General features: G+C 44.3%; 28 protein-coding genes. 11 read left to right on the top strand and 17 right to left on the bottom strand.

The genetic code is table 11. The annotated features are described in order from the left end of the window. Positions 1-13: 13 nt before the first annotated feature. The gene (locus tag HRR27_RS06615; protein WP_173272082.1) at positions 14-1,771 is read right to left on the bottom strand and encodes a single-stranded-DNA-specific exonuclease RecJ; all 1,758 of its coding nucleotides are present in this window, start codon (positions 1,769-1,771) and stop codon (positions 14-16) included. Positions 1,772-1,791: 20 nt separating this feature from the next. Between HRR27_RS06615 and HRR27_RS06620 the strand changes: the two genes are divergently transcribed. Then, entirely contained in the window at positions 1,792-2,442 is a 651-nt protein-coding gene (locus HRR27_RS06620; RefSeq protein WP_173272084.1) for a YqiA/YcfP family alpha/beta fold hydrolase, read from the top strand. A 16-nt stretch (positions 2,443-2,458) separates the two neighbouring features. Here the strand turns inward: HRR27_RS06620 and HRR27_RS06625 are convergent, their stop codons facing one another. The 4 genes from HRR27_RS06625 to dksA form a co-directional block, all read right to left on the bottom strand. After that, the gene (locus tag HRR27_RS06625) at positions 2,459-2,695 is read right to left on the bottom strand and encodes a hypothetical protein (RefSeq protein WP_173272086.1); all 237 of its coding nucleotides are present in this window, start codon (positions 2,693-2,695) and stop codon (positions 2,459-2,461) included. Positions 2,696-2,701: 6 nt separating this feature from the next. Continuing rightward, positions 2,702-3,301, bottom strand: coding sequence for a hypothetical protein (locus HRR27_RS06630; protein ID WP_173272088.1), 600 nt, complete (start codon positions 3,299-3,301; stop codon positions 2,702-2,704). A 23-nt stretch (positions 3,302-3,324) separates the two neighbouring features. Further along, entirely contained in the window at positions 3,325-4,962 is a 1,638-nt protein-coding gene (locus HRR27_RS06635; protein WP_173272090.1) for a bifunctional aminoglycoside phosphotransferase/ATP-binding protein, read from the bottom strand. Between the two features lie 175 nt (positions 4,963-5,137). Then, positions 5,138-5,572: an RNA polymerase-binding protein DksA gene (gene dksA, locus HRR27_RS06640; RefSeq protein WP_173272092.1), complete on the bottom strand. Its 435-nt coding sequence runs from the start codon at positions 5,570-5,572 to the stop codon at positions 5,138-5,140. Between the two features lie 283 nt (positions 5,573-5,855). Between dksA and HRR27_RS06645 the strand changes: the two genes are divergently transcribed. After that, the gene (locus HRR27_RS06645) at positions 5,856-6,629 is read left to right on the top strand and encodes an HAD family hydrolase (protein WP_173272094.1); all 774 of its coding nucleotides are present in this window, start codon (positions 5,856-5,858) and stop codon (positions 6,627-6,629) included. 86 nt (positions 6,630-6,715) lie between these two features. Here HRR27_RS06645 and HRR27_RS06650 read toward each other — a convergent pair whose 3' ends face one another. Continuing rightward, positions 6,716-7,063 (bottom strand): HopJ type III effector protein, encoded by a 348-nt coding sequence (locus tag HRR27_RS06650; RefSeq protein ID WP_197905387.1) that lies wholly within the window; start codon positions 7,061-7,063, stop codon positions 6,716-6,718. Next, positions 7,060-8,715, bottom strand: a complete 1,656-nt coding sequence (locus HRR27_RS06655; protein WP_173272096.1) for a hypothetical protein — start codon at positions 8,713-8,715, stop codon at positions 7,060-7,062. Before HRR27_RS06655 ends, HRR27_RS06650 begins: the two co-directional genes overlap by 4 nt. Positions 8,716-9,092: 377 nt before the next feature. On the opposite strand from HRR27_RS06655, the gene HRR27_RS06660 reads away from it, so the two are divergent. The 3 genes from HRR27_RS06660 (at position 9,093) to yjgA (ending at position 12,803) form a co-directional block, all read left to right on the top strand. Beyond that, entirely contained in the window at positions 9,093-10,082 is a 990-nt protein-coding gene (locus tag HRR27_RS06660) for a cell division protein ZipA C-terminal FtsZ-binding domain-containing protein (protein WP_173272098.1), read from the top strand. 113 nt (positions 10,083-10,195) lie between these two features. Continuing rightward, complete coding sequence (gene ligA / locus HRR27_RS06665; protein ID WP_173272100.1) at positions 10,196-12,265, top strand: NAD-dependent DNA ligase LigA; 2,070 nt, start codon at positions 10,196-10,198, stop codon at positions 12,263-12,265. Then, a complete protein-coding gene (gene yjgA, locus HRR27_RS06670) occupies positions 12,258-12,803 on the top strand; it encodes a ribosome biogenesis factor YjgA (RefSeq protein WP_173272102.1) in 546 nt (181 codons plus the stop codon). Before ligA ends, yjgA begins: the two co-directional genes overlap by 8 nt. A 102-nt stretch (positions 12,804-12,905) precedes the next feature. Here yjgA and HRR27_RS06675 read toward each other — a convergent pair whose 3' ends face one another. From HRR27_RS06675 to HRR27_RS06695, 5 genes are all read right to left on the bottom strand, one after another. Then, complete coding sequence (locus tag HRR27_RS06675) at positions 12,906-13,778, bottom strand: DMT family transporter (RefSeq protein WP_173272104.1); 873 nt, start codon at positions 13,776-13,778, stop codon at positions 12,906-12,908. Between the two features lie 141 nt (positions 13,779-13,919). Further along, the gene (locus HRR27_RS06680; protein ID WP_173272105.1) at positions 13,920-14,477 is read right to left on the bottom strand and encodes an asparaginase domain-containing protein; all 558 of its coding nucleotides are present in this window, start codon (positions 14,475-14,477) and stop codon (positions 13,920-13,922) included. 29 nt (positions 14,478-14,506) lie between these two features. Then, positions 14,507-14,959 (bottom strand): transcriptional repressor LexA, encoded by a 453-nt coding sequence (gene lexA / locus HRR27_RS06685; RefSeq protein ID WP_173272107.1) that lies wholly within the window; start codon positions 14,957-14,959, stop codon positions 14,507-14,509. A 185-nt stretch (positions 14,960-15,144) separates the two neighbouring features. After that, on the bottom strand, positions 15,145-15,468 hold the full coding sequence (locus HRR27_RS06690; RefSeq protein WP_481923778.1) for a YciI family protein: 324 nt from the start codon (positions 15,466-15,468) through the stop codon (positions 15,145-15,147). Positions 15,469-15,478: 10 nt separating this feature from the next. After that, on the bottom strand, positions 15,479-16,114 hold the full coding sequence (locus HRR27_RS06695; RefSeq protein ID WP_173272109.1) for a septation protein A: 636 nt from the start codon (positions 16,112-16,114) through the stop codon (positions 15,479-15,481). Positions 16,115-16,441: 327 nt separating this feature from the next. Between HRR27_RS06695 and HRR27_RS06700 the strand changes: the two genes are divergently transcribed. The 4 genes from HRR27_RS06700 to rluB all read left to right on the top strand — a co-directional run bounded on the left by HRR27_RS06700 (position 16,442) and on the right by rluB (position 19,722). Further along, entirely contained in the window at positions 16,442-17,281 is an 840-nt protein-coding gene (locus tag HRR27_RS06700; protein ID WP_173272111.1) for a PHP domain-containing protein, read from the top strand. Positions 17,282-17,320: 39 nt separating this feature from the next. Further along, on the top strand, positions 17,321-17,944 hold the full coding sequence (locus tag HRR27_RS06705; RefSeq protein WP_341829809.1) for an L-threonylcarbamoyladenylate synthase: 624 nt from the start codon (positions 17,321-17,323) through the stop codon (positions 17,942-17,944). Positions 17,945-18,045: 101 nt separating this feature from the next. Then, positions 18,046-18,699: a site-2 protease family protein gene (locus HRR27_RS06710; protein WP_173272113.1), complete on the top strand. Its 654-nt coding sequence runs from the start codon at positions 18,046-18,048 to the stop codon at positions 18,697-18,699. 54 nt (positions 18,700-18,753) lie between these two features. Next, the gene (gene rluB, locus HRR27_RS06715) at positions 18,754-19,722 is read left to right on the top strand and encodes a 23S rRNA pseudouridine(2605) synthase RluB (protein ID WP_173272115.1); all 969 of its coding nucleotides are present in this window, start codon (positions 18,754-18,756) and stop codon (positions 19,720-19,722) included. A gap of 61 nt (positions 19,723-19,783) precedes the next feature. Here rluB and HRR27_RS06720 read toward each other — a convergent pair whose 3' ends face one another. After that, complete coding sequence (locus tag HRR27_RS06720) at positions 19,784-21,298, bottom strand: RNA polymerase factor sigma-54 (RefSeq protein ID WP_173272117.1); 1,515 nt, start codon at positions 21,296-21,298, stop codon at positions 19,784-19,786. 391 nt (positions 21,299-21,689) lie between these two features. Here HRR27_RS06720 and HRR27_RS06725 point away from each other — a divergent pair, with 391 nt between their 5' ends. After that, positions 21,690-22,121 carry a hypothetical protein gene (locus tag HRR27_RS06725; protein ID WP_173272119.1) on the top strand — a complete coding sequence of 144 codons (432 nt, stop codon included), beginning with the start codon at positions 21,690-21,692 and terminating at the stop codon, positions 22,119-22,121. A 116-nt stretch (positions 22,122-22,237) separates the two neighbouring features. Here the strand turns inward: HRR27_RS06725 and HRR27_RS06730 are convergent, their stop codons facing one another. Continuing rightward, positions 22,238-22,516 carry a hypothetical protein gene (locus tag HRR27_RS06730; protein WP_173272121.1) on the bottom strand — a complete coding sequence of 93 codons (279 nt, stop codon included), beginning with the start codon at positions 22,514-22,516 and terminating at the stop codon, positions 22,238-22,240. Positions 22,517-22,846: 330 nt separating this feature from the next. Between HRR27_RS06730 and HRR27_RS06735 the strand changes: the two genes are divergently transcribed. Further along, a complete protein-coding gene (locus tag HRR27_RS06735; protein WP_173272123.1) occupies positions 22,847-23,170 on the top strand; it encodes a hypothetical protein in 324 nt (107 codons plus the stop codon). A gap of 127 nt (positions 23,171-23,297) precedes the next feature. Here the strand turns inward: HRR27_RS06735 and HRR27_RS06740 are convergent, their stop codons facing one another. From HRR27_RS06740 to xseA, 3 genes are read right to left on the bottom strand one after another with little or no spacing between them, the layout of a single operon-like run. Further along, on the bottom strand, positions 23,298-23,669 hold the full coding sequence (locus tag HRR27_RS06740; RefSeq protein ID WP_173272125.1) for an ArsC/Spx/MgsR family protein: 372 nt from the start codon (positions 23,667-23,669) through the stop codon (positions 23,298-23,300). A 38-nt stretch (positions 23,670-23,707) separates the two neighbouring features. Next, a complete protein-coding gene (xseB, locus tag HRR27_RS06745) occupies positions 23,708-23,920 on the bottom strand; it encodes an exodeoxyribonuclease VII small subunit (RefSeq protein ID WP_173272127.1) in 213 nt (70 codons plus the stop codon). After that, entirely contained in the window at positions 23,907-25,592 is a 1,686-nt protein-coding gene (gene xseA, locus HRR27_RS06750; RefSeq protein WP_173272129.1) for an exodeoxyribonuclease VII large subunit, read from the bottom strand. The genes xseB and xseA overlap by 14 nt, the downstream gene beginning before the upstream one ends. Position 25,593 lies beyond the last annotated feature (1 nt).

Here is a 25,593-nt window from a genome sequence, read left to right on the forward strand (position 1 = left end):
TTAAAGCAGGCATTTAAACGGCTTTGGCACTTGATAAGCGTAACTGCAAACTGGTGTTGCCCATAAAATTATTTAACGCTGGCTGATAAGCACATTCAATCCAATCACCACTATCAAATGGTAATGCATCACCTTGGTTATGCAACGCATTAAAATAGATGGCGCCAAACCGTTGGCGATCCTCACTGAGTAACTTAAGCGACAAATGAACTTTGGTTTGCCCTACGGCTTTGACTTGGTCAACCAGAAAACGTCCTGAGAAAAGCGGTTTAGGCCATTCGCGCCCAAACGGCTCTAGCGCAGAAATTTCATCAATTAGTTGAGGGGTTAGCTGCCAACTGCTTAAGGCACCATCGGTTTCTATCAGCGGATAGGGTGCACTCGGTAACTGTTTTTGAACGGCTAGTTCAAATAACTCGCTAAACTGCTCGTAGCGTTCCAAAGGAATCATGCAACCAGCTGCCCCTTTATGCCCACCCATTGATTTAAACATCTGCGGCTCTTGTTCGCTCATCCACTGAAACGCGGCGCGCAAATCCATCTCCGGCACAATACCGCGCCCGCTTCCGGCTAAAAAACCATCTTGTAAATCCGTCATTGCAACGGTCGGCACGCCATATTTCTCACCAATGCGTGAGGCGATAATGCCTTGAATCCCAGCATTTCCTTCCATCTTAATTGCTAGGCTGTAGCGTTCAGGATGATACAACTGGGCGGCTAAATCTTTGGCTTGCGTCAACATCTCTTCTTGCTGAGCACGACGATTTTGATTGTCTTCATCTAGCTGTTGTAAAAAGAAGGCGGCTTGCTCCACATTGGTTGCGGTTAAGAAGTGATAGGCTGTCGTCACATCACTGACTCGGCTGGCAGCATTAATTCGGGTCGCAACTTGAAAGCCTAAGAACTCAGCATCGTAAGGCTGTTTATTATTATCGTTAAGCTGACGCATTGCCTGCCAAGCAGGAATCGTAAATTGATTGATTTGCTGTAAACCGGCACGAACAATCGCTCGATTATTCGGACTTTTTAAACTAACGCTGTCTGCAACCGTACCAAGTGCAACATTACAGGCTAGAGATTTAAGGGTTGGCGCATCGCTGGACAAGTAGCCGACTTTAATCAACTCTTGGCGAACCTGAGCCATCACTAAGAATATGACAAAACAGCCAGCAATGGTTTTATCGTACACACAGCCTTGTTGCTGCGGATTGACTGTGCAAACTGCACTCAGCGGCACACCTTCCTGCGGCATCTGGTGATGGTCGGTAACGCAAACCGAAATACCGACTTGTGCCAAACGTTGAATACGCGGTTCATCGCTGGAGCCTTGGTCAGCGGAAATAACCAGTTCAATCGGTTTATCAATGGCTAAAATTCGGTCGACCACCTCATCAGTAATCCCATAACCGCTGGCGCGTTCGCCAATAATATGTTCGACGCGTTGAGCATTCACGCCAAAAAAATCGATTAATGCGGTTTTCGCCACCCACGCTGATGTCACACCATCCGTATCGTAATCTGTCGCCAATACAATTTGCCCAGAACCTTGAATGGCTTGGGCAATGATTTGTGCTGCTTGATTGGCATTTTTTAGCTCGCTTGGCGGCTGGAGATTTTTCAGCTGAGGGGTTACGATGGCGTGCATATGCTCGGCATCATCTAAGCGATTGGCCACTAATTTTGCTTGCAAATCGGTCAGTCCCAGCATTTTTGCTTGCTGGAAAATCTGTGAATGCGTTTTGCGTTCGATTATTTTGGGCGTTTTTATCATAGTGGGGAATTGTAACAGAGATGGATTCGGAAAAACGCTCATCCAATCGAGTATTTAAAGCGGCGCACAAAACCTTGTACCTACACGGTTTTTTGAGTAGCGAACAGTCAAAAAAAGGGCAGTGGTTTGTGCAAGCAAACCAAGCGCAACAATCATTCCCACTTGGCGAGCTACTGACTTTGGGCTATCGTCAAAGTGATTTATTAACAGGTATTGGGGTTATCGAAAAACAGTTACAAACATGGCATTCGCAAGGCGCATCTGTGGTGCTAATAGGTTCATCGCTTGGTGGTTATTTGGCGCAATATTTCGCACACAAATACGCCTGCGCCTACATTATGATTAATCCGGCACTGAATCCACTTTCCTTGTTTGACACTTACTTAGGAGAGCACCGTAATCCCTATACCCAGGAGGTGGTGCATATTAATGCAGCGTATAAAAATCAGTTGGCGCAGTTAGAAATTACGCCATTGAATCCGATGTTAGCGAGCTTACTGCTGGTGGATGATGGGGATGAGGTGGTAGACATTGATTTTGCCTGCGCACTGTATCAAGACTTACCCAATGCACGAGTTTGTCGTTACCCAGGCGGTAATCATGCTTTTACTCATCTGCCAGAGGCTTGGTTGGAAATTAACAACTTTATAGACGCATTGGAGAATGTTTGAATGCCAAGCTTTTGGGTTACGCCCAGCCCTCAAAAAGCTGACCAAGCATGGCATCTTGTGTTTTTAGAACTTTGGCCAAGGCTTCGATATCAGTCTGTGCCATGCGGTTATCAATCAAGGCATTTGCGGTTTGGTTAAAGTCCGCTTGCGGCTGGACAATATTAGAGGTGTTTTCAGCAACGCGTTGAAAATTCTGCTGAATGCCTTGATAAGCAAGCATTGACGGATTGGCAAACCCATTTATCGTGTTCATGCGCGCTTAACTCCCTTTAACAAATCTTGGTAAGGTGTTTTCCTCGACCGTCTGCACGGCATAGGGATCGTTTTGTTTAAGTCGATACTCAATATAAACATCGCCCAGCGGGTGATTATTTAAACGGTCAATGCGAATGCTTAAAGCATCGTCTTCCCATACATAACTCATATAAGAACCAAATCCGCCCCAGCCTTTGCGCTCAACTTTAGCGGCACCAAAATCCTTAGCCAAGGTTTTTGCAAGCGTGTTAGTTGCCAATAGTTGTCCTTGCTCAGAGGATTCAGAGTAAGGACGATACAAGCGTCTAAAGTGGGTAACCTGACCTAAGTCATTATAGTAAAAGGTTAAGTTATAACTATCAAGCAGTGCACTTTGCGTAAAAAATTTATCAATATGATGTAAGTCACGGGTTGAGCGTGACACTTTAAAGCCGCCAATTTGCCATAATTGACGACGCACTTGCGGCAAGGTCATTTGCACTATGGGCAAGCCCAAAAACTGCGCGTCTTTGGGTGCGACGGTTTGCGCATAAGTGGGCTGCAATAAAGACCATAACGCTAAGCCCGTCAATGCAATCGTTAAGCCAATAGCCGATTTAAACACCTGCTCATCCTCTTTAAAATCCTTTAAGAGGTTATCGGCAGGTCGAGAAATTGTTTAATTTTATTTGCCGGAAACGCGTTGCGCAGTTGCTTGGCATCCAACCACAGAGCCGGCTCATCGGCTTGAGGTTTTTCTAAAACCTGAAATTGATTAAGCATCACCGCTGCATCGGCATCGGATGGGTTGTTGTTCGCCAATTCACGCTGTTTTAATTGATTTGCTAAAAAAGCGCTATCTTGATTTACATCGCTGTCGATATAGAGCAGATAAACACCAATCCCCAACTCTTCAGCAAGTTGATAAAACACGGCACGATGCGCATATTTTAAAAAGGTCGCATCCACTAATGTATGCCAGCCTGACTGAAGGCTGATGCGCGCATTTTGCAATAAACCCTGATAGCTTTTTGCGTTCATCTGGGGCGAATACAGATTGCGTTTCTGCGTCTCATCAACCCGTTCTAAAGGATCGATACCAAACAGAGTTTTACGAGTCAGGTCTGAACTAATCACAACACTTTCCAGCAGTGCTTGAATTTGATTGGAGAGATGGCTTTTGCCTGTGCCTGAAACGCCTTGCAGTAAAATCAGTTTGGGACTGACTGCTGCCTGTGAAAAAGCTTGAGCCAAGTCAACATAGTCGCTCGCTAAAGAACATAAATGCTGTTTTTCATGACTGTCATCGGCTAGCTGTTCGGCGCGTAAATTGGTGATTTTAGCGCGCACCATGGCGCGATACACCATATAAAAACGCAATAAAGGCAAGCCAGGATAATCTTGCGTGTGATGCAAATACAGTGACAAAATTTGCCATGCCAGAGCCGGATGGTGGCGTGAACATAAATCCATTAATAGAAAAGCTAAGTCGCTAATGCCATCAATCCAACGGAACTCATCGTTAAATTCAATACCATCAAACAGCACCGGTTGATTGGCAATTAAGGCAATATTATCAAGGTGTAAGTCGCCATGACAGGCGCGGATCTTACCTTCGCTACGACGCTGTTCAATCAAGGGTTTAAAGGTTTCATATTGCTGCAGAGTCCAGCTGTAAAGGCCATCTAAAAAAGCGTGCTTGGCAAAGTTAAAGCAAATTTCTAAGGCGTTAAAATTATCCAGCATCGGTTGCAAAATGGTCTTCGGTAAGCCCAATGTACTCGTTAAATCGACACCATCTGCTTGTTGATGCAAGCGCGCTATTTGTAAGGCTAAACTCTCGATTTGGGAGCGACTGATTGCAAGGCTGTGTCCTTGTCTTCCTAGAACGGCATTGGGATCAAACTGCCGCATTTTGACCAAATACTCGACCGCTTCGCCAGACTTGTTTTGTAAACTGAGAGACTGGTTGTGTGGATTGTAAAATATCGTTTCCACCCCCAAATAGAGCTCTGGAGCTGTCCGTTGATTCAAGGCAACTTCGAGCGCACAGAATTTTTTGCGTGCCGCTAATTGGGAAAAATCTAAGAAACCAAAATCAACCGGTTTCTTTAATTTATACGCAAACTCACCCGTTAAAAACACCACTGATATATGAGTTTCTATTGTGGTAATTACTTCGACTGGATGCGGATAAAATGCCGGATCACTCAATAAAGCAATGTATTGCTCTAAGGAAAAGTGCGGCTGGGTAGGGGACTTGGATTGAGACACAGGATTTGTCATGGGTTTTGCAGTTTCCGGTTTAAACTTTAACAGTGCTGCCTTGTCGTGACAGGAGGGATTAAGCAGGGATAAACCACTGTAATCCATGTGATTCTCAAGCTAACTTAAGGGATTTGGCTGTAAATGAAAAACGCGCCCAGAGGCGCGCTTTAATGTCGCTTAAGATGGCAAGAAATCAGGCAACGCCTTGCTTTTCACGAATTTCTTGTTTGCGTTTCATTTCAACCGTTAAGGTTGCTGTTGGCCGCGCTTCCATTCGTGGCAAACCAATTTCGTCACCACTCATTTTGCAATAACCGTACTCGCCGCTTTCGATGTCTTTTAAAGATTTGTCAATTTTGGCGATTAATTTACGCTCGCGGTCGCGAGTTCGCAGTTCCAACGCAAACTCTTCTTCCATTGAGGCACGGTCATTTGGATCTGCCGGGGTATCAGAGTCGGTTTTCAAGTGGGTAACAGTACTGTTTGCTTCGGCAATCAGTTGTGACTTCCAAGCCAGTAGCTTCCCTTTGAAATGCTCTAACATTTCTGGGCTCATATACTCTTCGCCCGGTTTAGTCTGATACATTGGATAGTTTTCAATAAAGTCTACGTTAATAGTGTTGTCCATGGTTCTTCTCCTGCGAGGACCCAAAAGCCTTTGTATACCGGCGTTTGAACGGGGTCCAACAACGTCTTTTTATTATTTTTTTGCTACCATCACTGATAATTAAGCGACATTTATATCAGCTTTAAGAGGCTTCAACAAGCAAAAATTGTAACCTTTTTTGTGGGCTTATTTTGACCGAGTCACAATATATGGGTCTTTGATAACGGGGTTTTACTTGAAATTTTACGGCAAATCCGTAAAAATCGTCTATTTTTGATAAATTACTAGATTAAGCGAGAAGCAGATGGCTGAACTAAAAGCTTTATTATTCGATGTAGACGGCACTTTGGCGGATACAGAAAAAGACGGGCATCGTCCGGCATTTAATATGGCTTTTGCAGCCGCTGGGCTGGATTGGAATTGGGATGAAGCCCTTTATGGTGAGCTTTTGGCCGTTACAGGCGGTAAAGAACGGATTAAATTTTATTTAGAAAAATTTAACACGGGCTTCAATAAACCAGCCGATTTTGATGATTTTGTAAAAGGTCTGCACGCCTCTAAAACTGAGTTTTACAAGCAACTCATGGCAGAAGGTAAAATCCCATTGCGCCGTGGTGTAGAGCGGCTGATTCATCAAGCGCGTCGCGAAAATATGCGCATTGCCGTTGTTACGACCACCACGCCTGCGAATGTTACCGCCTTATTAACCAACACTTTGGGTGCGGATTCTGAAAGTTGGTTTGAAGTTATTGCAGCAGGGGATATTGTTCCAGCGAAAAAACCGGCACCCGATATTTATTTTTGGGCGATGGAGCAAATGGACGTACAACCTGACGAATGCGTTGCCTTTGAAGACTCTGCCAACGGGATTAAGTCGTCGGTGGCGGCTAACATTAAAACGATTATCACCATTAACGGTTATACCCAAGATGAAGATTTCAGCGATGCTGAGTTGGTCTTAACCGATATGGGCGATCCGGGCGTGCCATTTAAGGTATTGCAAGGTTCGAACTACGGACATCACTATCTTGATTTGGCACTGATTCGTAAAGTTCATAAGCAACTGCACAAAGTCTAACGATAACGTTCGTTAATATAAAAATTGAAAATAAAAAGCCAAAACAGTTAGTTGACTGTTTTGGCTTTTTTAAATGCAGACGAGTACTATTTGGCGCGCAATGCTTGACCGCTAAATTCAATTCCGGCAAAACCATGGGTCATAAAATTACGAATATTTTGATGATCATCACCGTGTGGATTCTGCAACACATCTTGGTAATAAAAATCCCCAAATAGATTCAAAGTAGCCTCTGGAGTCAGTTCATTGGCTAGGGCAAACGCAAAAAGTTTACAAGAACCGTTATTGGTCCCTGCCGGATTTTGCGTCGTACCATTGCTGAAATGGGTTGGTGTAAAGTCATAATGAGCATCAATCACTTGCATGGTCGTTTGAAAATCGACCGCACCTTCTTGTGCCGCTGCAATTAATGCGGAAATGGACATATTGTTCATCTGCTTTGCTCCTTGGTAAGGTTAATCGTTGCCAGACGCGTCACCCCATAGGCCGCATCTAACGAAAACGCAGATTGTAAACAATTTTGCAGGTGCGCTTCACGTAATAACTGCCAATAACCATTCTGTGTTCCTCCGCCAACACTATACAAATTGGCACGCATTGCTTCTTTTCCCGCCTGATAGTGCTCTAACAGGGTGAACGCCTGCTTTTCAATTTGCACTAAACCTTGCACAATCGATGCAAATAAATTGGCGTGTGCAAGCAGAGTACTGACCCTATCGCCAAAAGCGCGTTGTAGCATAATGTAAAGCTCAGAAGTGGATTTAATCTGCTTAAATTGCTGTGTCGAAAGGACACTTATCTCGATTGTGTTAAGCGGTATTTCAGGAATTTCTGCCAAGCGAGCCGACATCGCTGGATCATAAATTGGAAAACGTTCTCCCAATGTAGACAGCGCATAAAAGTCGCCTAACTCACGGCAGTTGGCCAGTGCGCTGTAAGGGTGAAACTTCTCATCCATTAACGGTGTTGCCGCGCAATCCCATAAACACTGCAAAAAGGCATCCATCCAGATAATTTGCGGCAATGAAAAGTACGTTAAAAGCACTTTCCCGCCACCATTCGATGCGCCGCCCAGTAGCCATAATCCTTTTACTTTGTGGCTATATAATCCAAATTTTGGCGCATACAACGGTTGTGCAACCAGTTGTTTGATGGCCAAAGTAGACCCCAAGGAAATTACCGCATCTTTTTCATGACATGCACCCGCGGCAAAAAAACCAGCGATACTGTCTGTGGTACCGTACATAACCTGACAATGCGCAGAAAAACCAAATTGAGCTTGGCAGCTAGCCGATACCGCCATCAAAACTTCGCCAGGCTTGCCAACTTGGGGTAGCTGTAGATTCGCTGCGTGTTCAGTAAGTAAGCTTCGTACCCATTGTGGATAGGTTCCACTTAAAGGGTCATAGCCTAATTTGAGCAGATTATTTTCATCGCTGAAACAGTGGCCTTGCGCTAAAAAACCGCAAAAAAAATCATTTAACCAATCAACCTGATGAACCACTTGTAATGCCGAATGCTTCTGTAAATCCTGCGCTAAAAAAAGTACTTTTGCCAAAGAGCTACTTGCCCCAACGGCGGCGGTGTTTTGCGCTTGCGGATTATTCGCAATGGTTTGCGTAATCCAATCTGCGGCTTGGTGTGCTTGTGCATCGTTATACATCAATGCATTCGTTAATAATCGGCCATGCAAATCCGCCAGCATGACGCTGGATGAGGTGGCATCGCAAATAATTCCATCCACCTTGACTAAGGGAAACCGGTGTCTTAAATGGCCCAATAGTTCTAATAAAGCGGTTTGCCAAACGGTGGGATTCTGCACGGCACTGTGGGCTGGTTGTAAGGACACTTTATGCTTTGCCAAGCCGCCCGGCGGCTTAACAAAATTGCCAGCTACGCCTAAATTTTGAACAACTAATGGAACCGTCTGAGTCAGTAAAATTCGGTCCTGTTTAGGATCTGGAAAAAGGGCTGGTTTGACGGCCACAGGGCGTTCGACCAAAGTAGCGCGAATGCCGGATGTACCAAGGTCAATTCCCAACAATATAACCGTTTTTGAAACCAGTCTGGAAGAGGGCGTTTTCATTCAGTTTTACATGCCTTTTAAATCGTTAAAAATGACCTTAACGATTGCGTTATGAGTGTGTATCTTAAAAAAACCATTTATTACGATTCCATTGTAAATTTATCGCAACTTTTACTAGCATCGCCGTGTTAATAGCAGGTACAATCTTTGCTTTGAGAGAGATTTTAACGAATAACGGGCAAACTCGACATTGCTTTTGTCTGCAGTACCCAATGACTGCTATCTTTAAGCATCGGCTAAATCCGCATTGATAAGTGGATACGCAGTGGCTTCTATCCAAACTGCAAATAAAAACGCAGTTGAAAGATGGCAAACAACGATTTCCGTCATTCTAATTTCTTACCGTCGCTCGTAGAGATTCATTAACGGAGTTATAAATGGTTGAATTGAACGAACTGAGTATCGTGCTCATTGTATTGATGGTGATTATTATCATCGCAATATTGATACTTGGTCAGCGCAAAAAAAAGAAATATCAAGAATCTGCTGCTAAAGCGAAACAGCAAGCGCAGGAACTTCGAGCCCAGTCTAAAGCGACACCCTCTAAAGACGCTGCACGATTTGAAGACGGGCGAATACTCCCAAGCAAAAACCCTTTTGGACGGCTAACGGAACAGAACGACATGCCGACAAATGATGAACCTTATATTGCCAATTTGGATGAGAAAAATTTCAATCCAAATCAGCACGAGCTCGCTTTTGAAAATGAACCTCATATTGGGGATTTTGCCTCAACAGACTCTCAAAAAGTCGCTTCGGAGGCCGTTACTGAGAGTGCGCCCTTAGTCGCGGAGCCGCAAATAACGATTGAAAATCCTGAAACCATTACGCCGCAAGCGACAACCGTCAATACAGAAGTTGCGCTTGAGTTAAATGCCGAACAACAAGCACAACAACTTAGCCAAGAGCGTCAACGGCAAGCGATGGATAAAATAATGAATTCCGATCGTGTTGAAGCCAAAACGTTTGCACTCATTGTTATGGGCAAAGAACTTATTGAGTTGACTGAAATTCATCAGTTTATGATGGCCAATAATCTGGTACGAACCAATGCCGGTTTTTATGAATTTCAAGACAATCGAGGCAACATGATTTTTCAGGCGGTGAATATGCTCAATCCGGGTACGTTTCCAAGCAATCCGAGCTTGAAAGAGAAAACCCCGGGGATTATGTTTGTGTTGGACTTGCCTACGCCTCATTCGACAGCACCGGGCGCAATGCACAATTTTATTACAGTTGCGAAAAAACTCGCAAACCGCACCGAAGCCCAAGTGTTTAACGAAGAACAGCATCTCGTTGGTGAGCATTACTACCATTCTCTGCGAGATAGCGCTCTGGGTTATGAGTCCACCAAAGTTATGCCATAACCCCATTTATGGCGTTCAACCACAGGGTCTAATTTTTTTTCGTAGCCTTCTTCAGAATTGCAGCAATCTGGCGTTTTCTTTCGCTAAGATTGCATTAACCAAATACAGCAAACATGACTCAAACCAGCCTCACTTTTGATATTCCTGATAATCTGCCCAGCGCGACTGCGCAGCACCAAACATTGTGTGCTGAAATTGCTTATCATAATCGCCAGTATTACGTCTTGGATGATCCACAAATCAGTGATGCGCAATATGACCTGCTGTATCAGCAACTGTTGTCATTGGAAAACGCGTTTCCGCAATTGATTGATAGCTATTCACCTAGCCAGCGTATTGGGGCTGCGCCGATTAAAGCGTTTGCATCCGTTACCCACGCTGTGCCAATGCTTTCGCTGGACAACGCTTTTAGCCAGCAAGACTTGGTGGATTTTCAGCGCCGCATTCACGAGCGTCTTAACCATCAAGAGCCGATTGAGTTTATCGCAGAGCCGAAAATGGATGGTTTGGCAATCAACATTCGCTATCTAAAAGGCAAGCTATGGCAAGCGACGACACGCGGTGACGGTCTTAGTGGTGAAGATGTTACCCATAATATTCGGACAATGCGCTCAGTGCCTTTGCAACTGACCGGTCATGACTGGCCAAGTATTTTAGAGGTGCGCGGTGAGGTATTTATCAGCAAGAAAGATTTTGCCGCCATCAACCAGCAGCAACAGCAGAACGGCGATAAAGTGTTTGCCAATCCTCGCAATGCCGCAGCAGGCACTTTGCGCCAGTTAGATCCAAGAATTACCGCTCAACGGCCGTTAAGCTTATACCTTTATGGCTGGGGGGAAATCAGTGCCGATTGGCAGCAACCGGAAACGTATTTGCAAACCTTACAACAGTTTGCAGAATGGGGTTTGCCAACCAATCCAGCAACCCAGGCAGTAATCGGCGAGCAGGGTATGGATGATTACTATCAACAATTACTGCGACAGCGCGAATCACTCAATTATGAAATTGACGGGATTGTCTATAAAGTGAATCAAATCTCTTGGCATCGCGAATTGGGTTTTACTGCAAAGTTTCCGCGTTGGGCGATTGCCCGAAAATTCCCTGCTCAAGAGAAGTGGACCGATTTATTGGGCATTGACATTCAAGTTGGTCGCACTGGCGCTTTAACGCCGGTGGCGCGTCTTCAACCGGTGGAAGTTGGCGGAGTGGTGGTGAGTAATGCTACTTTGCACAATCAGGATGAAATTCATCGTAAAGATATTCGTATCGGCGACAAGGTTATCGTGCGCCGTGCTGGCGATGTTATTCCAGAAGTCGTTGGTCCAGTGTTGTCACTGCGCCAAACTGATTTAGCTCAATTTAGTATGCCTAGCTGCTGTCCCGAATGTGGCTCGGAAGTAATTAAAGAGAGCGATAAAGCGGTATACCGCTGTTCTGGCGGTTTATTTTGTCCAGCGCAACGAAAACGCGCATTGCAACATTTTGTCTCGCGTAAAGCGATGGATATCGTGGGCCTAGGCGATAAACTGATTGACCAATTATGTGATTTGGAATGGGTTAAACACCCAGATGATTTGTATCGGCTAGAGGCAAATAAGCTGGCTTCTTTAGAGCGAATGGCTCAAAAATCTGCAGATAAGGTGATTGCGGCGATTAATGCCTCTAAAAACAGCACCTTACCGCGTTTTATTTATGCACTCGGCATTCCTGAAGTCGGCGAAGTGACCGCCAAAAACTTAGCCTATTATTTCAAAAGCTTAGAAAGGTTAATTGAGGCTGACTATGATGCGCTGCTGAAGGTCGACGATGTCGGTGAAATTGTGGCCAGTCAAGTGCAGCACTTTTTTGCACAACCACATAACCGAGAAGTGATTGAGGGCTTGATTGCAGAGGGCATTCACTGGCCAAAACTAGACGAGGTGATTGATAGTGACACGACCGATTCGCTTTTTGCGGGCAAGGTTGTGGTACTTACTGGCAGTTTACAACATGGTACCCGTGAAGATGCGAAAGCACGTTTAGAAGCACTGGGCGCAAAGGTGACTGGAAGCATTTCTGCGAAAACTGATTATTTAATCGCTGGCGAAAAGGCCGGCTCAAAACTTAACAAAGCGGAACAGCTTGGCGTTAAGGTACTTAATGAAGAACAATTTATGCAAATGATGGAGTCGAACCATGGTTAGACCACGTAATGTTAATCGAGTCAAAAAAGAACATCCTATTGCCGCTTGGGAACAGGAGGAGTTTGATAGCCGCACGCAGATTAAACGTGCGGCACACGCCGTGACCGATTTGGGTGAGCAGCTAACAGAACTAACCAAAGGGCAGATGGCTAAGCTAAATATTCCACCAGAGCTGGCGGAAGCATTGGACACACTGACACGTATCAGTAAAGGCAATGCCATTAAGCGACAAAAATCGTTTATCGGTAAATTATTGCGCCAAAACGAGCATCTGATTATTGAAATCAAAGCGATGCTAGAGGAAGAAGAGCTAAAACGAAAACAGCAAAATGCACATTTTCATCGTTTAGAAATGTTGCGTGAGCGTTTGATTGCCGAAGGTGATGATGCCATTGCCGGCTTAATGCAAAGCTATCCACAAGTCGACCGTCAGCATTTACGCCAAATGATTCGTAACGCCCAAAAAGAACTGGCCGAAAACAAACCACCGAAAGCTTCTCGTGAATTGTTTAAGTATCTTCGCAGTTTAGAGTGGTGATTTGTTGCGCCTAGACAAAGTACAGATGCAAATTTTAGGCCGCCTTTAAACGTACTAAAAAATACGCTAAACCACTTTGCAAATATCCTGTGCTTTACTGATTTATTTCTGACGCTGGAATAACACTAATCCAGCCAATACCAGCGTCACGCCAAACCAAACATCCCATCCTAGCGGCTCGTCATTTAAAAAATGCCCAAGCAGAATCGCAAATACCGGCGTTATGACCGGAATCAAAGCGACTTTCATTGCATCCACATGGCGCACCAAATAAAAGAACAGTACAAAGCCAATCAAAGAACCGATGACCGCCGCATAGACGATGGCGGCCATCGCACGTTCGCTTAAGCGCAGATAATTTTCAACATCAAATAATTGCGTAGGGCTCAATAGCAAATACGTCGCACTACTGACCAGTAGCGCGGCGACCACGACATCTAAAGACGATAAATGGGTACCACAACGCTTAATTAATACCGAACCCAAAGAGTGAAAAAAAACCGACAGAAAAGCCGCGCCAATTGCAAGTAGTTGGATTGTCGCCAGGTGCATTGAGAGATTCGGTGCAAAAATGACTACCAAGCCGCAAAGGCTGATTAAAATTGCCAGTATTTTCAAGCCATTAAGCTGGTAATTTGGCAGTAAATAGTGAGCTAAAACACCTGAAAAAATCGGGTTGAGAGCAAACAATAATGCAATCCAGCCTGATGGCAAAGATTGTCCAGCCCAATACATCGCCGTCATGCCACCAAAAATCGGTAATGCAGCAAACAGATAAATTTTGAGTACCGAGGGTTTAAATGACCAGCGTTTATGAACGCCAAACCAAAAAGCAAACGGCAGAATCAGCAAGGCTGCTAAAGTGGTTCGCAATGCAACAGCAAAAAACCAGTCGCCTGAACCGCCCCAGACAATCGCTAAAGGGGTTGTTGTCCAAATCAAAACAACACTGATATAAGCGGCGACAATCAGCATAACAACGAACCACTCTTTTAAAGTAAAGCAAAATTATGCCGAATTGGCGTAGACAAGGGGCGGATTATAGAGCTCGCTGAACGTAAACGAGCTGACAGTCGGCACTGGGAAGTGAAAAGCGCTGCAAATACAGTAAGGCTTTTATGCAGTCGCGACAAACCGACCTTGCTGATAATCCTTAAGCACCTTATCGCCGTGATGAATATTCCCATTCATGCAGATGTATACCCCAGGTGGCAATGTCTGTGCCGCAATTAAAGCCGCACCGAGATTAAAACTTGCATCAGACTGACCCAGTGCAAAGGGGCGCATAGCTCCTGTTAGCACGATGGTTTTGCGATTCAGTTCGCTAAATTCAGGAGTCGAGTGCATCAATTTAAGCAGCTTGTTTGCAGTTTTGACCATAGTATCGGTTCCATGGGTAATCACCAGCTGCTGCGCAGAACTATGCAAGGCCGCAAGCGCAATCTCCAGGCGCTGCTTTTTTTTCATTTGCAAACTGTCAATTTGCATTAAAAAATTAAGCTTGGGTGCGCTTTCAGGCGAAAGATTGGCTTGCCGTAATAGTTCAACTACATGGCTTTGTGTACCTTCGGCAGGAAAAACCAATTCGCCGTTTAGTGGCTGATAGTCTTTATCCAAGGTTCCGCCAGTAATTAATATTTCAACTGAAGATGCTTGCAATGGGCTATTTATCATTGATGCAGGACTCTTTAAAACAAGGTTGATTAATGTTGCTTGAGGACACCGCGAACGATGCCAAGGATTTCAATGTCTTCATTTTTCAAGAAAATCGGCTGCATTTCAGCGTTAGCAGGTTGTAAACGCACGCCATCTCGATCGATATACAGTTTTTTCATGGTCACTTCTTCATTATTGATGCGTACCACGACTGATTCTCCATTTTCAGCACTGCTGCGACGTTCGACAATCACAATGTCGCCATCGTTAATCTGTTCATCAATCATCGAATGACCTTTTACCCGTAATGCAAAAGTATCTCGTCGCACCATTGATTTGGGTACAGAAACCGTATCGTAATCCAGCGCCATTTGAATGGGCTCGCCTGCCGAGGTCCAACCTAACAAGGGAATTTCAACCAACGCTTCATTGAGTAATTCCATAGAGTCATTCGCGTGTAAATGCAGCTTGCTTTTGGGGATTAGGTAACTGATGTTCATGGTCAAGTCACTCCTATCGAGAGTCTAAATAAAAGAGCATTAGAGACATCGCAATAAGGGCGAGACTTCCAACCAAGCGCTGAAGTCAATGCAAACTTATTCCGTGTCTCTCGCTTTCACTAAACCATCTAACCAGATAGTTGTAACTTTTTTCAAGTGGTTTTTTTAGGTTATTGCCGTTTTCTTTAACTTGGCGTTTTAGGTGCCGGTAAGACTTGTTTAAAAGGTTTTACTTCGACACGTTCATAAACGCCTGCAGCAACGTAAGGGTCGTCAGCGGCCCATTGTTCAGCGTCTTGTAACGACTTAAAGCGTGCAATAATGATGCTTCCCGTCATACCGGCATCTCCTGGGTCAAGGCTATCAATCGCTGGATTGGGACCGGCAACCAAAAGATAGCCATTTTTATCTAAGCTTTTAATTCGCGCTATATGTTCTGCACGTACTTGAATACGCAAGGGCAGACTATTGGGGACGTCGTAACCGACGATGGAATACCACATACTCATCGTTATTCTCCTAAAACTCTTTACTCTGTTTTTGTTTGTCTTGCTGGTCTACGTCAGATTTTTGTGTGTTCAAAGGTTCAACGCCATCGCTTAAGGCTTGCTCTTCGGCTGGGGAATCCGATTCCTCCATGTAACGACTGATGTACAGGCCTTGCAAAACAATAAAGACCAGAGTCATGCCCATTAAACCGAATAACTTAAAATTAACCCATGTATCGGTATCGTATTGATAGGCAACGTAAATATTCACGATACCGGAAAGAATAAAAAAGCCAATCCACAGCCAGCTTAGACGAATCCAAATGTTTGCCGGTAGACGAATCGCTTGACCCATCATGCGCTCGACAATCGGTTTTTGGCCAATATAGTGACTTCCAAGGAAAACTAAGGCAAAGCCAAGGTTCACAATGGTTGGCTTCCATTTGATAAAGGCTTCATCTTGTAAAATCAAAGTTAAACCACCCAGCACTAAAATCAGCGCAAAGGTAATGACATGAATTTTCTCAACCCGTTTGTGCTTGAGATAAACATAGCCAATCTGCAGGGCAGACGCGACGATGATTACCGCTGTTGCGACATAGATGCCGTACATTTTGTAGGCGATGAAAAACAGAATAACCGGGAATAAATCGAATAAAAGTTTCATAAAGGTACAAAAAAGTCCTGCTAAAGAGTCATCGAACACATAAATCCACATTCATGCGTCACCATTTGCGCCTATAATACCTTGTTTATTGCTCAAGATAAGCGCAAAAAACGTCAAAACTTGTTTGGCGGCAAAGCAAATAATTCTTCCGCGCTAGACAACGCATCGTTAAAATCTCTTAACTAAGGAGACGCTAACCCAGCGGCAACCTTATCTTCTCAGCAACGTCTTTTTAAAGCCATACACAAAACTATTAGTAGATGCATTTTAAACTCTGGCGCAGATTTCAACCCGTTTGCCATTGATTTAATGCTCGGAGGAGACTGTTTGAAAGTCGATTTTCATTGCCATACCACTGCCTCTGACGGCGCTTTAACGCCACACGCATTGATTGATTTGGCTTGCTTTCATCAAGTGGAATGCTTGGCGATTACTGACCACGATACCACGGCTGGCTATGAAGCGGCTTTAGACTACGCACAGGCCAATAATTTGCGTTTGATTAGCGGTGCGGAAATTTCCTGCGAGTGGAACGGCCACACAATCCATATTGTTGGCCTGAATTTCGCTAACGATGACAACACGCTGCAACAAGGTTTACAGCGGATTCGTCAAGCGCGTCAGGAACGCGCCAATGAAATGCTCGAAAAGCTCATCGCCAAACCGAATGCACATTTGCAACAGTTACCACAAATGGTTGAGCAATGCGTTGGCCAGGGCGTTATCGGGCGCGGACACTTTGCGCAAGCGATGATTAAACTTGGCTTGGTCAACAATCAACCGCAAGCTTTTGAGCGTTACCTTAAGCGCGGACGCATCGGTTATGTGAAGGCTCAGTGGCCAAGCTTGGCCGAAGTGGTGCAATGGATTGTGCAAGCGGGTGGTATCGCCGTAATAGCTCATCCGAAAATTTACAAATTTACCAGCAGTAAATTGAACCGATTAATAGGTGATTTTAAAGCGGCTGGCGGTCAAGCGATTGAGGTTGTAAATGCACCTCGACCCAGCAGCGACATCACAGGGATGGCGGAGCGCGCCCAGCGTTTTGGTTTACTTGCCTCAGTTGGCTCGGACTTTCACACCCCAGACCACCATTGGCGTGGCTTAGGGTGGCTAGCCCCTTTGCCGGAAAAATGCACTCCGGTGTGGCACGCTTTTTCAGCGTGACGCACCCTAACACGTTGTTTAAATTTCAAAGGAATCCACTTGAGCGACTGTAAATACATCAACGTCCACCCTGACAATCCCCAAAAACGCCTTTTGGAGCAGGTGGTCAATATTCTCAATAATGATGGCGTGATTGCCTACCCAACCGAGTCTGGTTATGCGCTCGGCTGTTTGCTGGATAATAAACAAGGCGCGGATAAAATTCGTCAAATTCGCCGGCTTTCTGAGCAACATGAATTGACTTTAGTCTGTAAAGATTTAAGCAATTTATCGGCTTATGCTAAGGTTGGCAACAGTCAATATAAGTATCTAAAAAAACATTTGCCGGGGCCTTACACCTTTATTTTGCCAGCCAGCCGAGAAGTTCCAAAGCGCCTGCAATCACCAAAGCGTAAAACAATTGGCTTACGGATTTCACCAAATGTGGTGACGAATACGTTGTTAAGTTATTTTGATAAACCACTGCTAAGTACCAGTTTGATTATGCCACAGGATGATCATCCTCTCACCGATGGCTGGAGTGTGTATGAAACGTTAAATCATGCGCTAGATGCGGTTTTAGATGGCGGCTTCACTGGCTTTGAACCAACGACAATTATCGACTTTACCGAAGAAGAGCCCGTATTGGTTCGTCAAGGTCAAGGGGAGTTTAACGGCGATTAATATCCATGCTAGAGTCCATTCAGACTCTTTTAAAGCTTTCTGCGAATACTGCTCGATGTCACTTGATAAACTATCTAAACCTTTCTGATTTTGGATAATGCATGGAACAACTCAATACCATTCAACTGATCGCTGTTTGGGCGCTTCCCGTCCTGTTTGCCATTACGCTACATGAGGCAGCGCATGGCTGGATGGCCAATAAACTTGGCGATCCGACGGCGAAAATGCTTGGTCGTGTAACCCTTAATCCCATAAAGCATATTGATCCAATCGGCACTATTGTGGTGCCGATCGTATTGTTGATGCTCGGTGGTTTTCTATTTGGTTGGGCGAAAGCCGTACCGATAACCGACCGTAATTTTAAACGCCCGCAAGTTGATATGGCGTGGGTGGCGATTGCCGGACCTGCGTCTAATTTATTGATGGCACTGGGTTGGGCTGTCGTTTTAAAAATCGGTCTGCTATTGCAAAATAGCGCACCAGAGATAGGGCAGTTCATGGTGTACAGTGGCACCGCAGGCATCAGTATTAACCTAATACTTTTGGTGCTTAACCTATTACCAATCCCCCCTTTAGACGGAAGTCGTGTATTGGTGGCCTTTATCAGCAAAAAAATGGCTTGGCAATTTTATCGTTTAGAGCCCTATGGTTTTTTCATCCTGCTAGGACTCTTGCTGTTGGGCTTGCTCGCCCCAATCTTAATGGGACCTTATTCCTTTTTACAGAATCTGATTTACCGTCTATTTGGGTTATAAAGCGGCGTATAATAAGCGCACATTTTATCGACATGAGCAAAGGCACTCCGCGCAATGAAAAAAACCACCTCCTCCCCACAAGCTGACACCGAAAAGTTGCAAAAGATTTTAGCTCGCGCTGGCTACGGTTCGCGCCGTTCGGTCGAAAAACTGATTGAAGAAGGTTTGGTTAAAGTCAATGGACGGGTGGCCATACTTGGTGACCGTGCTAGCAGCAACGATAAAATACAAATTCGTGATCAATTGCTGCGGCCGGCACAACTCGAAGCGCAAAGCACGCAGGTTATTTTATACAACAAGCCTGAGGGGCGGGTCTGTACGCGTAGTGACGAAAAAGGCCGAGATACCATTTTCACTCAACTACCACGCTTGCATAACGGCCGATGGATTAGCATTGGCCGCCTGGATTTGAACACCAGTGGATTGTTGATTTTAACGAATAACGGCGAATTAGCGAATCGCTTGATGCACCCCTCTTATCAAATTGAGCGCGAGTATTTGGTTCGCGTATTTGGCGATGTCACCGCGGATGCATTGGCGCAATTGCGAGAGGGCGTGATGCTGGATGATGGCCCCGCCAAATTTGATAAAGTGAACGCCATGCCTGCTCCGTTGAGCGAAGAAGAGTCACTAAACAACTGGTATCGGGTGGTGATTAAAGAAGGGCGTAATCGCGAAGTCCGCCGTATTTGGGAAGCCGTCGGCTTGCAAGTTAGTCGTTTGCACCGTGTTCGTTACGGCGAGTTTTCCATGCCACGCAATCTACGCAAAGGGAAAACCCAAGAATTAACTTGGAAGCAGATTAATCAGTTGCTACGTTCGGTAGATTTAGCTGAGGAAGCACGTCCAGATTTACGCATACCGACACAAATCATCAAAAGTCATTTGGCCAAACGTGACGCTAAAAAATCCGATCGCACATTAGTTGGAAAATACACCGGAAAAGGCGCACAAAAAAACACCGGTTTAGGAAAGTCTTCTAGCAGACAAAATAACGAGTTTTCGCGCAAAAAAGGGCGTTAAGGGCTTATAAAGAAGGGCCCCTAAAGAGCCCTTTTTTTAATTTTAGTTAGCCAGCTAGGCCTTAAATTTTGTAAGTATTAAGTTTTTTGCGTTCGCTAGAGGAAGGAATGTTCATCGCTTCACGGTACTTGGCGATGGTACGGCGAGCCACAGATATCTCATTATCCTCTTCAAGTAACTTCATTAACTTACTGTCACTTAACGGCTTTTTAGGGTCTTCTGCATCAATTAAACGCTTAATGAAGGCTTTAATCGCCGTTGCAGACTGATCCGCACTGCCATACTGGCTAACCCCAGTCGAGAAGAAATACTTCAATTCAAAGGTTCCGCGCGGGGTTTGGATGTATTTCTGATTGGTCGCGCGCGAAATAGTCGATTCATGCAGATCTAAAAACTCCGCAACTTCGCGCAACACTAAAGGCTTCATGGCCTGCTCGCCTTCTTCAAAAAAACCTTGTTGACGATTAACGATGAAACTTCCGACGCGCAATAAGGTTTCACCGCGACTCTGAATGCTTTTAATTAAGCCCTTAGCTTCCGTCAACTGTTCTTTAATACGCTTATTCTGTTCAGAATCATCTAGGCTACTGGCCAATTGAATATAGGTAGCATTCACACCAAGGCGCGGAAAAGCGTCTTGATTTAGTTCAACAAGCCAACCCGATTTACTGCGCTTTAAGCGTAGATCAGGAATGATCATCTCCGATTGCGTTGGCGAAAAATCCCGTCCGGGCCTTGGATTTAAGGTCTGGATTAGGCGTAAAAGGGTGGTCAACTCGTCATCATTAAGACCGTAAAACTTTTTAATTCGTTTATGGTCGTGGTAACTGAGCCAATCAAAGTTTTCTTTAATCAGTTGCCTTGCTGATACAACATAAGGTTTTTGTGGCATAGCCGCCAGCTGCAATAATAATGATTCTTGCAAACTACGTGCACCAACGCCGTTTGGTTCAAATTGTTGTACCAATACCAATACCGCTTCGAGTTCTTGCAGGCTATAGGCAGGCTGTTCACCTTCACTCTCATTGTCGTTTAAGGTTGCTAATAAATCACTTAGCTCGGTACTCAAATAACCTTCATCATTGATATCATCAATTAAATAAGAGGCCAAAACAATTTGGCGCTCGTCAAAAGGTGCGGTATCGAGCTGCCATTGCAGGTGGTCATGTAACGTCGTTTCTGCACTGGTGTAATTTTCAGCGGAAACATATTCGCTTGGGTCTTTAGGAGAATTACTTGGCGCAGAATGATCAGAAAAAACTTCGTCCCATTCCATATCCATCTGCAACTCAGAATCAATCTCATTGTTGTGCTCAATGTCTAAGGGCTTTTCTTCGGCCGAAAGTGTTTCTTCAAGGTCTCGCTTGTCTTCGGTTTCCCGCGCGGCTTCAAGATCATCACGCTCATCATCACGTTCTTCCTCAATCTCAAGCATGAAATTGGTTTCTAGCGTGGTCTCAATCGTCTGCTGTACTTCCAACGCGGAGTATTGCAAGATTTTGATTGATTGTTGCAGCTGAGGGGTAAGTTTTAGCTGCTGACCTATATTGAGTTGAAGTCCCGGCATGAGTGCCATACAAAATACCTTTCTGGTTTAATCTCTTTGCGCAAAGTAAATGAATTCGTAAAACGAATTATTATGGATATAATAAATTGCAAATTTACTGTGCAGGGCGTGTGTATCACTCCGCTGGTAAAATTTTAACTATGGATAAGCCTACAAGCTACTAGTGCTTTCTACAAGATTTCTTTTATAGACAGGATTAGAAATGCTGTCCAATCTACTTAGCGGTAAGGTAAGTTTTTTATTGGTGCAATTTGTGCTTAAGGCGCATCTTGTCAATAATTCTACCGTAAATAGAACAATAAATCTTAAGCAGGCGCAAATAATATAACGAGACACCTAAAAATAGCACAGCGCATTATTGTGTTGATTTAGGGGATTCATCATTAGACGAGGAGCAAAAATGACAATTAAAGCGGATGCACAAAACATCGTTAACCACTTACCGGATGATGCGTCCTGGGAAGATTTGGTTAAAGAGCTTTACCGCCAAAAGAAAATTACTTTGGGACTAACGGATTTGGAAGTCGTACAGAATGAACTGTCCGATGCTGATTTAAATACCATTATTGCGCGTTTAAAATCGTCTAATTCTCGCCCTGACGATATGCGTAATACCAAAACATATACACCCGGCAATGCGGTCACACTGGGGATGATTGCTGGCGTTATCGCAATTTTATTTAGTCTGGTCTTTCCACCAATTTCTTGGGTTGCGGCTGCCGTAGCGATTACTGCTGGGTCTTTTGGTGTTATTCGCCAAGAAGAAAAATCCTGGGTACCCGTGCTATTGGCCTTAATTTCATTAGTTCCGGTTATTAATATCCTGACCTAATCATCCGCGCTTTAGCTGGCATTAAAAAAGCGCCAAAAGGGCGCTTTTTTAGACAAACCTAGATTTTGCATCATGCAATTTCGCGCTGAAGTCAATGAGGGCTTATTCGGTCTCTTTTAGGTCAATCCCGGAATCGAAGCAAAGCTCTTCTTAAATAAAAACTCATCCTTAATTGCTTCAGGAATTTCTTGCTGCCACTGCAATCCATCTATCTCGAGCATCTCTTTCCAGTCATACTCAGTAAGCTCGTGACTCTCTTTGCTCTCTGGGTTATAAATCGTCAAATAACAAAACTCCGCTTCATCTGGGGTTGAAACGTCAATGACTAAAATCGCGGCACCCGCAAAATCACCACACGTCGACTGATAAACACCCGTTTTAATCGCTTCCGACATAAGTTCACCTCTATTTATTGTGTAAAATTTGCGCCTCAATATAAACATCCTAACGGTATTATGCAATCAAACGGTCCAAATATAATCGCTTCGGAAAAAGAACAGCAGGCGTTTAAAGATGCGTTCAAATCTGCGCTCCATCAACTCTTTAGTGTTTGCAGAAGATAGAAGTTGCAACTGCTACCTGTTCAACATAGATTAACCCTAAAACCAGTAATCACTTTCAATTTAGGGGTGTAGAGCAAAGTCTCCATTGATTTTTCTTGAAGCCATTTTGACGTATTTTGTGTCTGCTAAACCTCTCTATAACCTTTGTGAGTAGCTATTTAAATGAAGTTTTTCAAAGACCACCATAATGAAATATACGTTATTTCCGATGCGCAAATGCATCTTGTTCGGCCTGACTGGATAGAAATAACTGAGAAACAGCGTGAAGCCTTACTAAGCCAACAAGACCACGCTGACCTTGAGCCTGAAGTACTTACCGAGCAACAGATCAGTGCCATCAAAGAACGCTTGTTGGAAATTGACGTCGAATCAATTCGACCTTTACGCGCGATTGCCACAGACACCGCACAATATTATGATCATCAAAAATTAAAAACACTGAATCAGGAGCGTGTTCAGTTGCTGCGTTTGCTTAAAAACAAATAAATACAGTAAATTTTGTGTCAAGTGTGAAGCTTGTATTGCTCGCCATTTTTCTGCTTAACTTACATTCGTATAATGTATATTATGTTAAATTGAGCGCTCTACTATTTGGTAAAGTGTTGCCATGTACTTAATCTGTATTCATTAAAAGCGTTAAAACCAATTCAGGCGGTCTAGCGATAACCGCTTTATCTCGGTAAACCACTATTGGACGCTCAATTAATATTGGATTTTCTACTAACACCATTAGCCATTCTTGATCGCTAAACGCATCGGTATTACCCAAATTGAGTTCCGCCATTTTGGGTTCGCCTTTGCGGATTAAATTCACCGGTGATTTATTCAATAACTCACACAATCGCTGCAATGTCTCAAGTGTCATGGATTCTTGTAAATAATGTATTTCTCTAATGGCGTCCGGCGCGAAATTTTGTTGCAAAATCTCTAATGCGCCACGGCTTTTTGAGCAGCTTGGGTTGTGATAAATCATAACCTCTGGCATAAAGTCCAATTCCTCATTAATTCCGTTATTAAACTCAATTAAAAGTCAGTTTGCTCATTTTCTAGCCGCTTACTTAACGCTTGCTCAACACTGTCAATTCGTGCTTTACAGGCTTGATAAGCTTTTGTTGCCTCATCCACCATTGGGATCAGTTGGTCAATATCCACTTCCCGGTTTTGTGTCAGTAAATTAGCAATTTGCTGTAATTTTTGATAATTTTCTTTGAAGTTTTTTGAATTATCTTGATTCATAATTTTCCTCGTTATCAGTCGTGGCAACATGAACAAGTAAGCTGCCGTCCTTAAAGGTTAAGGTTAAACTGTTTTCACATACCGCTTGCGCCTTGCTGGTGACGGTAGCCCCCTTTTGATTCGCTACGACTGCAAAACCGCGCGCGATTTGCACATTTGGGCCTGCATTTAAAATTAACGCCATCCAGTCTTTTATCTGCTGTTGCTGCATACGCAAACTGGCTAGCGAATGCTGAGTTATCTGTTTATCTAGTACGATTAAATCTTGCTTTACTTCCGATAACCGCTGCGTACTTAATTGCATAATCTGTTGCTGCAGCCAAGTTAACATCTGTTTATCTTGCTCTAAGCGGTGCATGGCTTGCTGCTGCAACTGTTGGTATGGCAAAACCGTGGCTTGCCGCCAATGATGTATTTGCCGTTGACTGGATTGTTCAACCGAACGCCATAAGTTTTCGATTTGCTTTTCATGCCCGTATAAAATGCTTTCACTGGTTTGCCGAATATTTTGCCAATTTTGTTGGGCTGTGCTCGCCTGAGTTAAAATTTGCTGCCAAATAAAGTGAATGACTTTGGATGGTGTATCAAAACGGCTATGCGCCACTTCATCTAAAATTGTATTGTCGCGCTCATGTCCAATTCCGGTCAGCACCGGTAAGGATAATGTCGCAATCTGCTGCGCCAAGCTGTATTGATTTAGTTGTTGTAAATCCAAAGTAGCGCCACCGCCGCGAATAATCACCAAGGCATCAAACGGGTCATGCAGGTGTTGTTCGCGGACGGCAGTAAATGCGGCCAAAAACTCTGATTCGACTTTTGCGCCTTGAAAGCTACTGTAAAAGTAATGAAAACGACACAAATTCAGTTCTTGTAAAAGCATCGCGTCAGCTTGAAAATCCCCTAAGCCTGCCGCATTGGGTGGGGCAATGACAGCAATATTAAAAAAATCGTCCGCCAAAGGAACCTGTTGATTGCGCGCATAAAGCCCCTCTTGCTGTAAACGTGCACGAATCTGTCGCACTTTCTGCGCCAACTCACCCAAACTGAACCGACTGTCAATTTCTTGAATTTCTAAAGAAAGGCCAAATTGTGCGTGAAATTTTATTTCACAGAGCATAAGTAATTTTTGCCCCGCGGCCAGAGGCATCTGCGTCTCTTGTAGAAACTTTTGCTGGATATAGATTGCTTGTTTCTGCCAAATCATGCCTTTAGCGTTCGCAATGGTTCGTCCATTTTCGTCGGTTTCGCTCAACTCCAAGTACAGGTGTCCGCGTCTTTCACTCAAGTTACTGACTTCGGCCACCACCCATTGCGCACCAGGAAATTGCTGCCACAGAACCTGCTGAACCTGCTGTAAAAGCGCCGCCAGAGATTTACCTTTCGCTTCAAGCTGGGCCGGATACGCATTTTCTAATACGGGTTCCGGCTGTTGTGTCGCGGCGGCAAAAAAATCACTGGGGGTTGATGATGCTTGAACACTTTGTTGATAAGAGGGAATCGTTGCTTGATTTGCAGCTTGCGGCGGCGAGTCGGTCAACCAAAGACTAAAGTTAGCGCTTTGAGCATGTAATTCTTCAGGTATATACCATTTTCGCGCTTGCGGATCCCAGCGTGCCCCAAGAGTTTTGGCATGATCTTTTTGCGCAAAGGGAACATTTAAATAGATCGTCATA

The sequence above is a fragment of the Thiosulfatimonas sediminis genome, assembly GCF_011398355.1.
GTDB classification, from domain to species: domain Bacteria; phylum Pseudomonadota; class Gammaproteobacteria; order Thiomicrospirales; family Thiomicrospiraceae; genus Thiomicrorhabdus; species Thiomicrorhabdus sediminis_A.

Bases quoted from the DNA above. Each gene is read 5' to 3' on its own strand.
- HRR27_RS06615 (WP_173272082.1), bottom strand. From the start codon at position 1,771: ATGATAAAAACGCCCAAAATAATCGAACGCAAAACGCATTCACAGATT.
- HRR27_RS06620 (WP_173272084.1), top strand. From the start codon at position 1,792: ATGGATTCGGAAAAACGCTCATCCAATCGAGTATTTAAAGCGGCGCAC.
- HRR27_RS06625 (WP_173272086.1), bottom strand. From the start codon at position 2,695: ATGAACACGATAAATGGGTTTGCCAATCCGTCAATGCTTGCTTATCAA.
- HRR27_RS06635 (WP_173272090.1), bottom strand. From the start codon at position 4,962: ATGACAAATCCTGTGTCTCAATCCAAGTCCCCTACCCAGCCGCACTTT.
- dksA (WP_173272092.1), bottom strand. From the start codon at position 5,572: ATGGACAACACTATTAACGTAGACTTTATTGAAAACTATCCAATGTAT.
- HRR27_RS06645 (WP_173272094.1), top strand. From the start codon at position 5,856: ATGGCTGAACTAAAAGCTTTATTATTCGATGTAGACGGCACTTTGGCG.
- HRR27_RS06650 (WP_197905387.1), bottom strand. From the start codon at position 7,063: ATGAACAATATGTCCATTTCCGCATTAATTGCAGCGGCACAAGAAGGT.
- HRR27_RS06655 (WP_173272096.1), bottom strand. From the start codon at position 8,715: ATGAAAACGCCCTCTTCCAGACTGGTTTCAAAAACGGTTATATTGTTG.
- HRR27_RS06660 (WP_173272098.1), top strand. From the start codon at position 9,093: ATGGTTGAATTGAACGAACTGAGTATCGTGCTCATTGTATTGATGGTG.
- ligA (WP_173272100.1), top strand. From the start codon at position 10,196: ATGACTCAAACCAGCCTCACTTTTGATATTCCTGATAATCTGCCCAGC.
- yjgA (WP_173272102.1), top strand. From the start codon at position 12,258: ATGGTTAGACCACGTAATGTTAATCGAGTCAAAAAAGAACATCCTATT.
- HRR27_RS06675 (WP_173272104.1), bottom strand. From the start codon at position 13,778: ATGCTGATTGTCGCCGCTTATATCAGTGTTGTTTTGATTTGGACAACA.
- HRR27_RS06680 (WP_173272105.1), bottom strand. From the start codon at position 14,477: ATGATAAATAGCCCATTGCAAGCATCTTCAGTTGAAATATTAATTACT.
- lexA (WP_173272107.1), bottom strand. From the start codon at position 14,959: ATGAACATCAGTTACCTAATCCCCAAAAGCAAGCTGCATTTACACGCG.
- HRR27_RS06690 (WP_481923778.1), bottom strand. From the start codon at position 15,468: ATGAGTATGTGGTATTCCATCGTCGGTTACGACGTCCCCAATAGTCTG.
- HRR27_RS06695 (WP_173272109.1), bottom strand. From the start codon at position 16,114: ATGAAACTTTTATTCGATTTATTCCCGGTTATTCTGTTTTTCATCGCC.
- HRR27_RS06710 (WP_173272113.1), top strand. From the start codon at position 18,046: ATGGAACAACTCAATACCATTCAACTGATCGCTGTTTGGGCGCTTCCC.
- rluB (WP_173272115.1), top strand. From the start codon at position 18,754: ATGAAAAAAACCACCTCCTCCCCACAAGCTGACACCGAAAAGTTGCAA.
- HRR27_RS06720 (WP_173272117.1), bottom strand. From the start codon at position 21,298: ATGGCACTCATGCCGGGACTTCAACTCAATATAGGTCAGCAGCTAAAA.
- HRR27_RS06725 (WP_173272119.1), top strand. From the start codon at position 21,690: ATGACAATTAAAGCGGATGCACAAAACATCGTTAACCACTTACCGGAT.
- HRR27_RS06730 (WP_173272121.1), bottom strand. From the start codon at position 22,516: ATGTCGGAAGCGATTAAAACGGGTGTTTATCAGTCGACGTGTGGTGAT.
- HRR27_RS06735 (WP_173272123.1), top strand. From the start codon at position 22,847: ATGAAGTTTTTCAAAGACCACCATAATGAAATATACGTTATTTCCGAT.
- HRR27_RS06740 (WP_173272125.1), bottom strand. From the start codon at position 23,669: ATGCCAGAGGTTATGATTTATCACAACCCAAGCTGCTCAAAAAGCCGT.
- xseB (WP_173272127.1), bottom strand. From the start codon at position 23,920: ATGAATCAAGATAATTCAAAAAACTTCAAAGAAAATTATCAAAAATTA.
- xseA (WP_173272129.1), bottom strand. From the start codon at position 25,592: ATGACGATCTATTTAAATGTTCCCTTTGCGCAAAAAGATCATGCCAAA.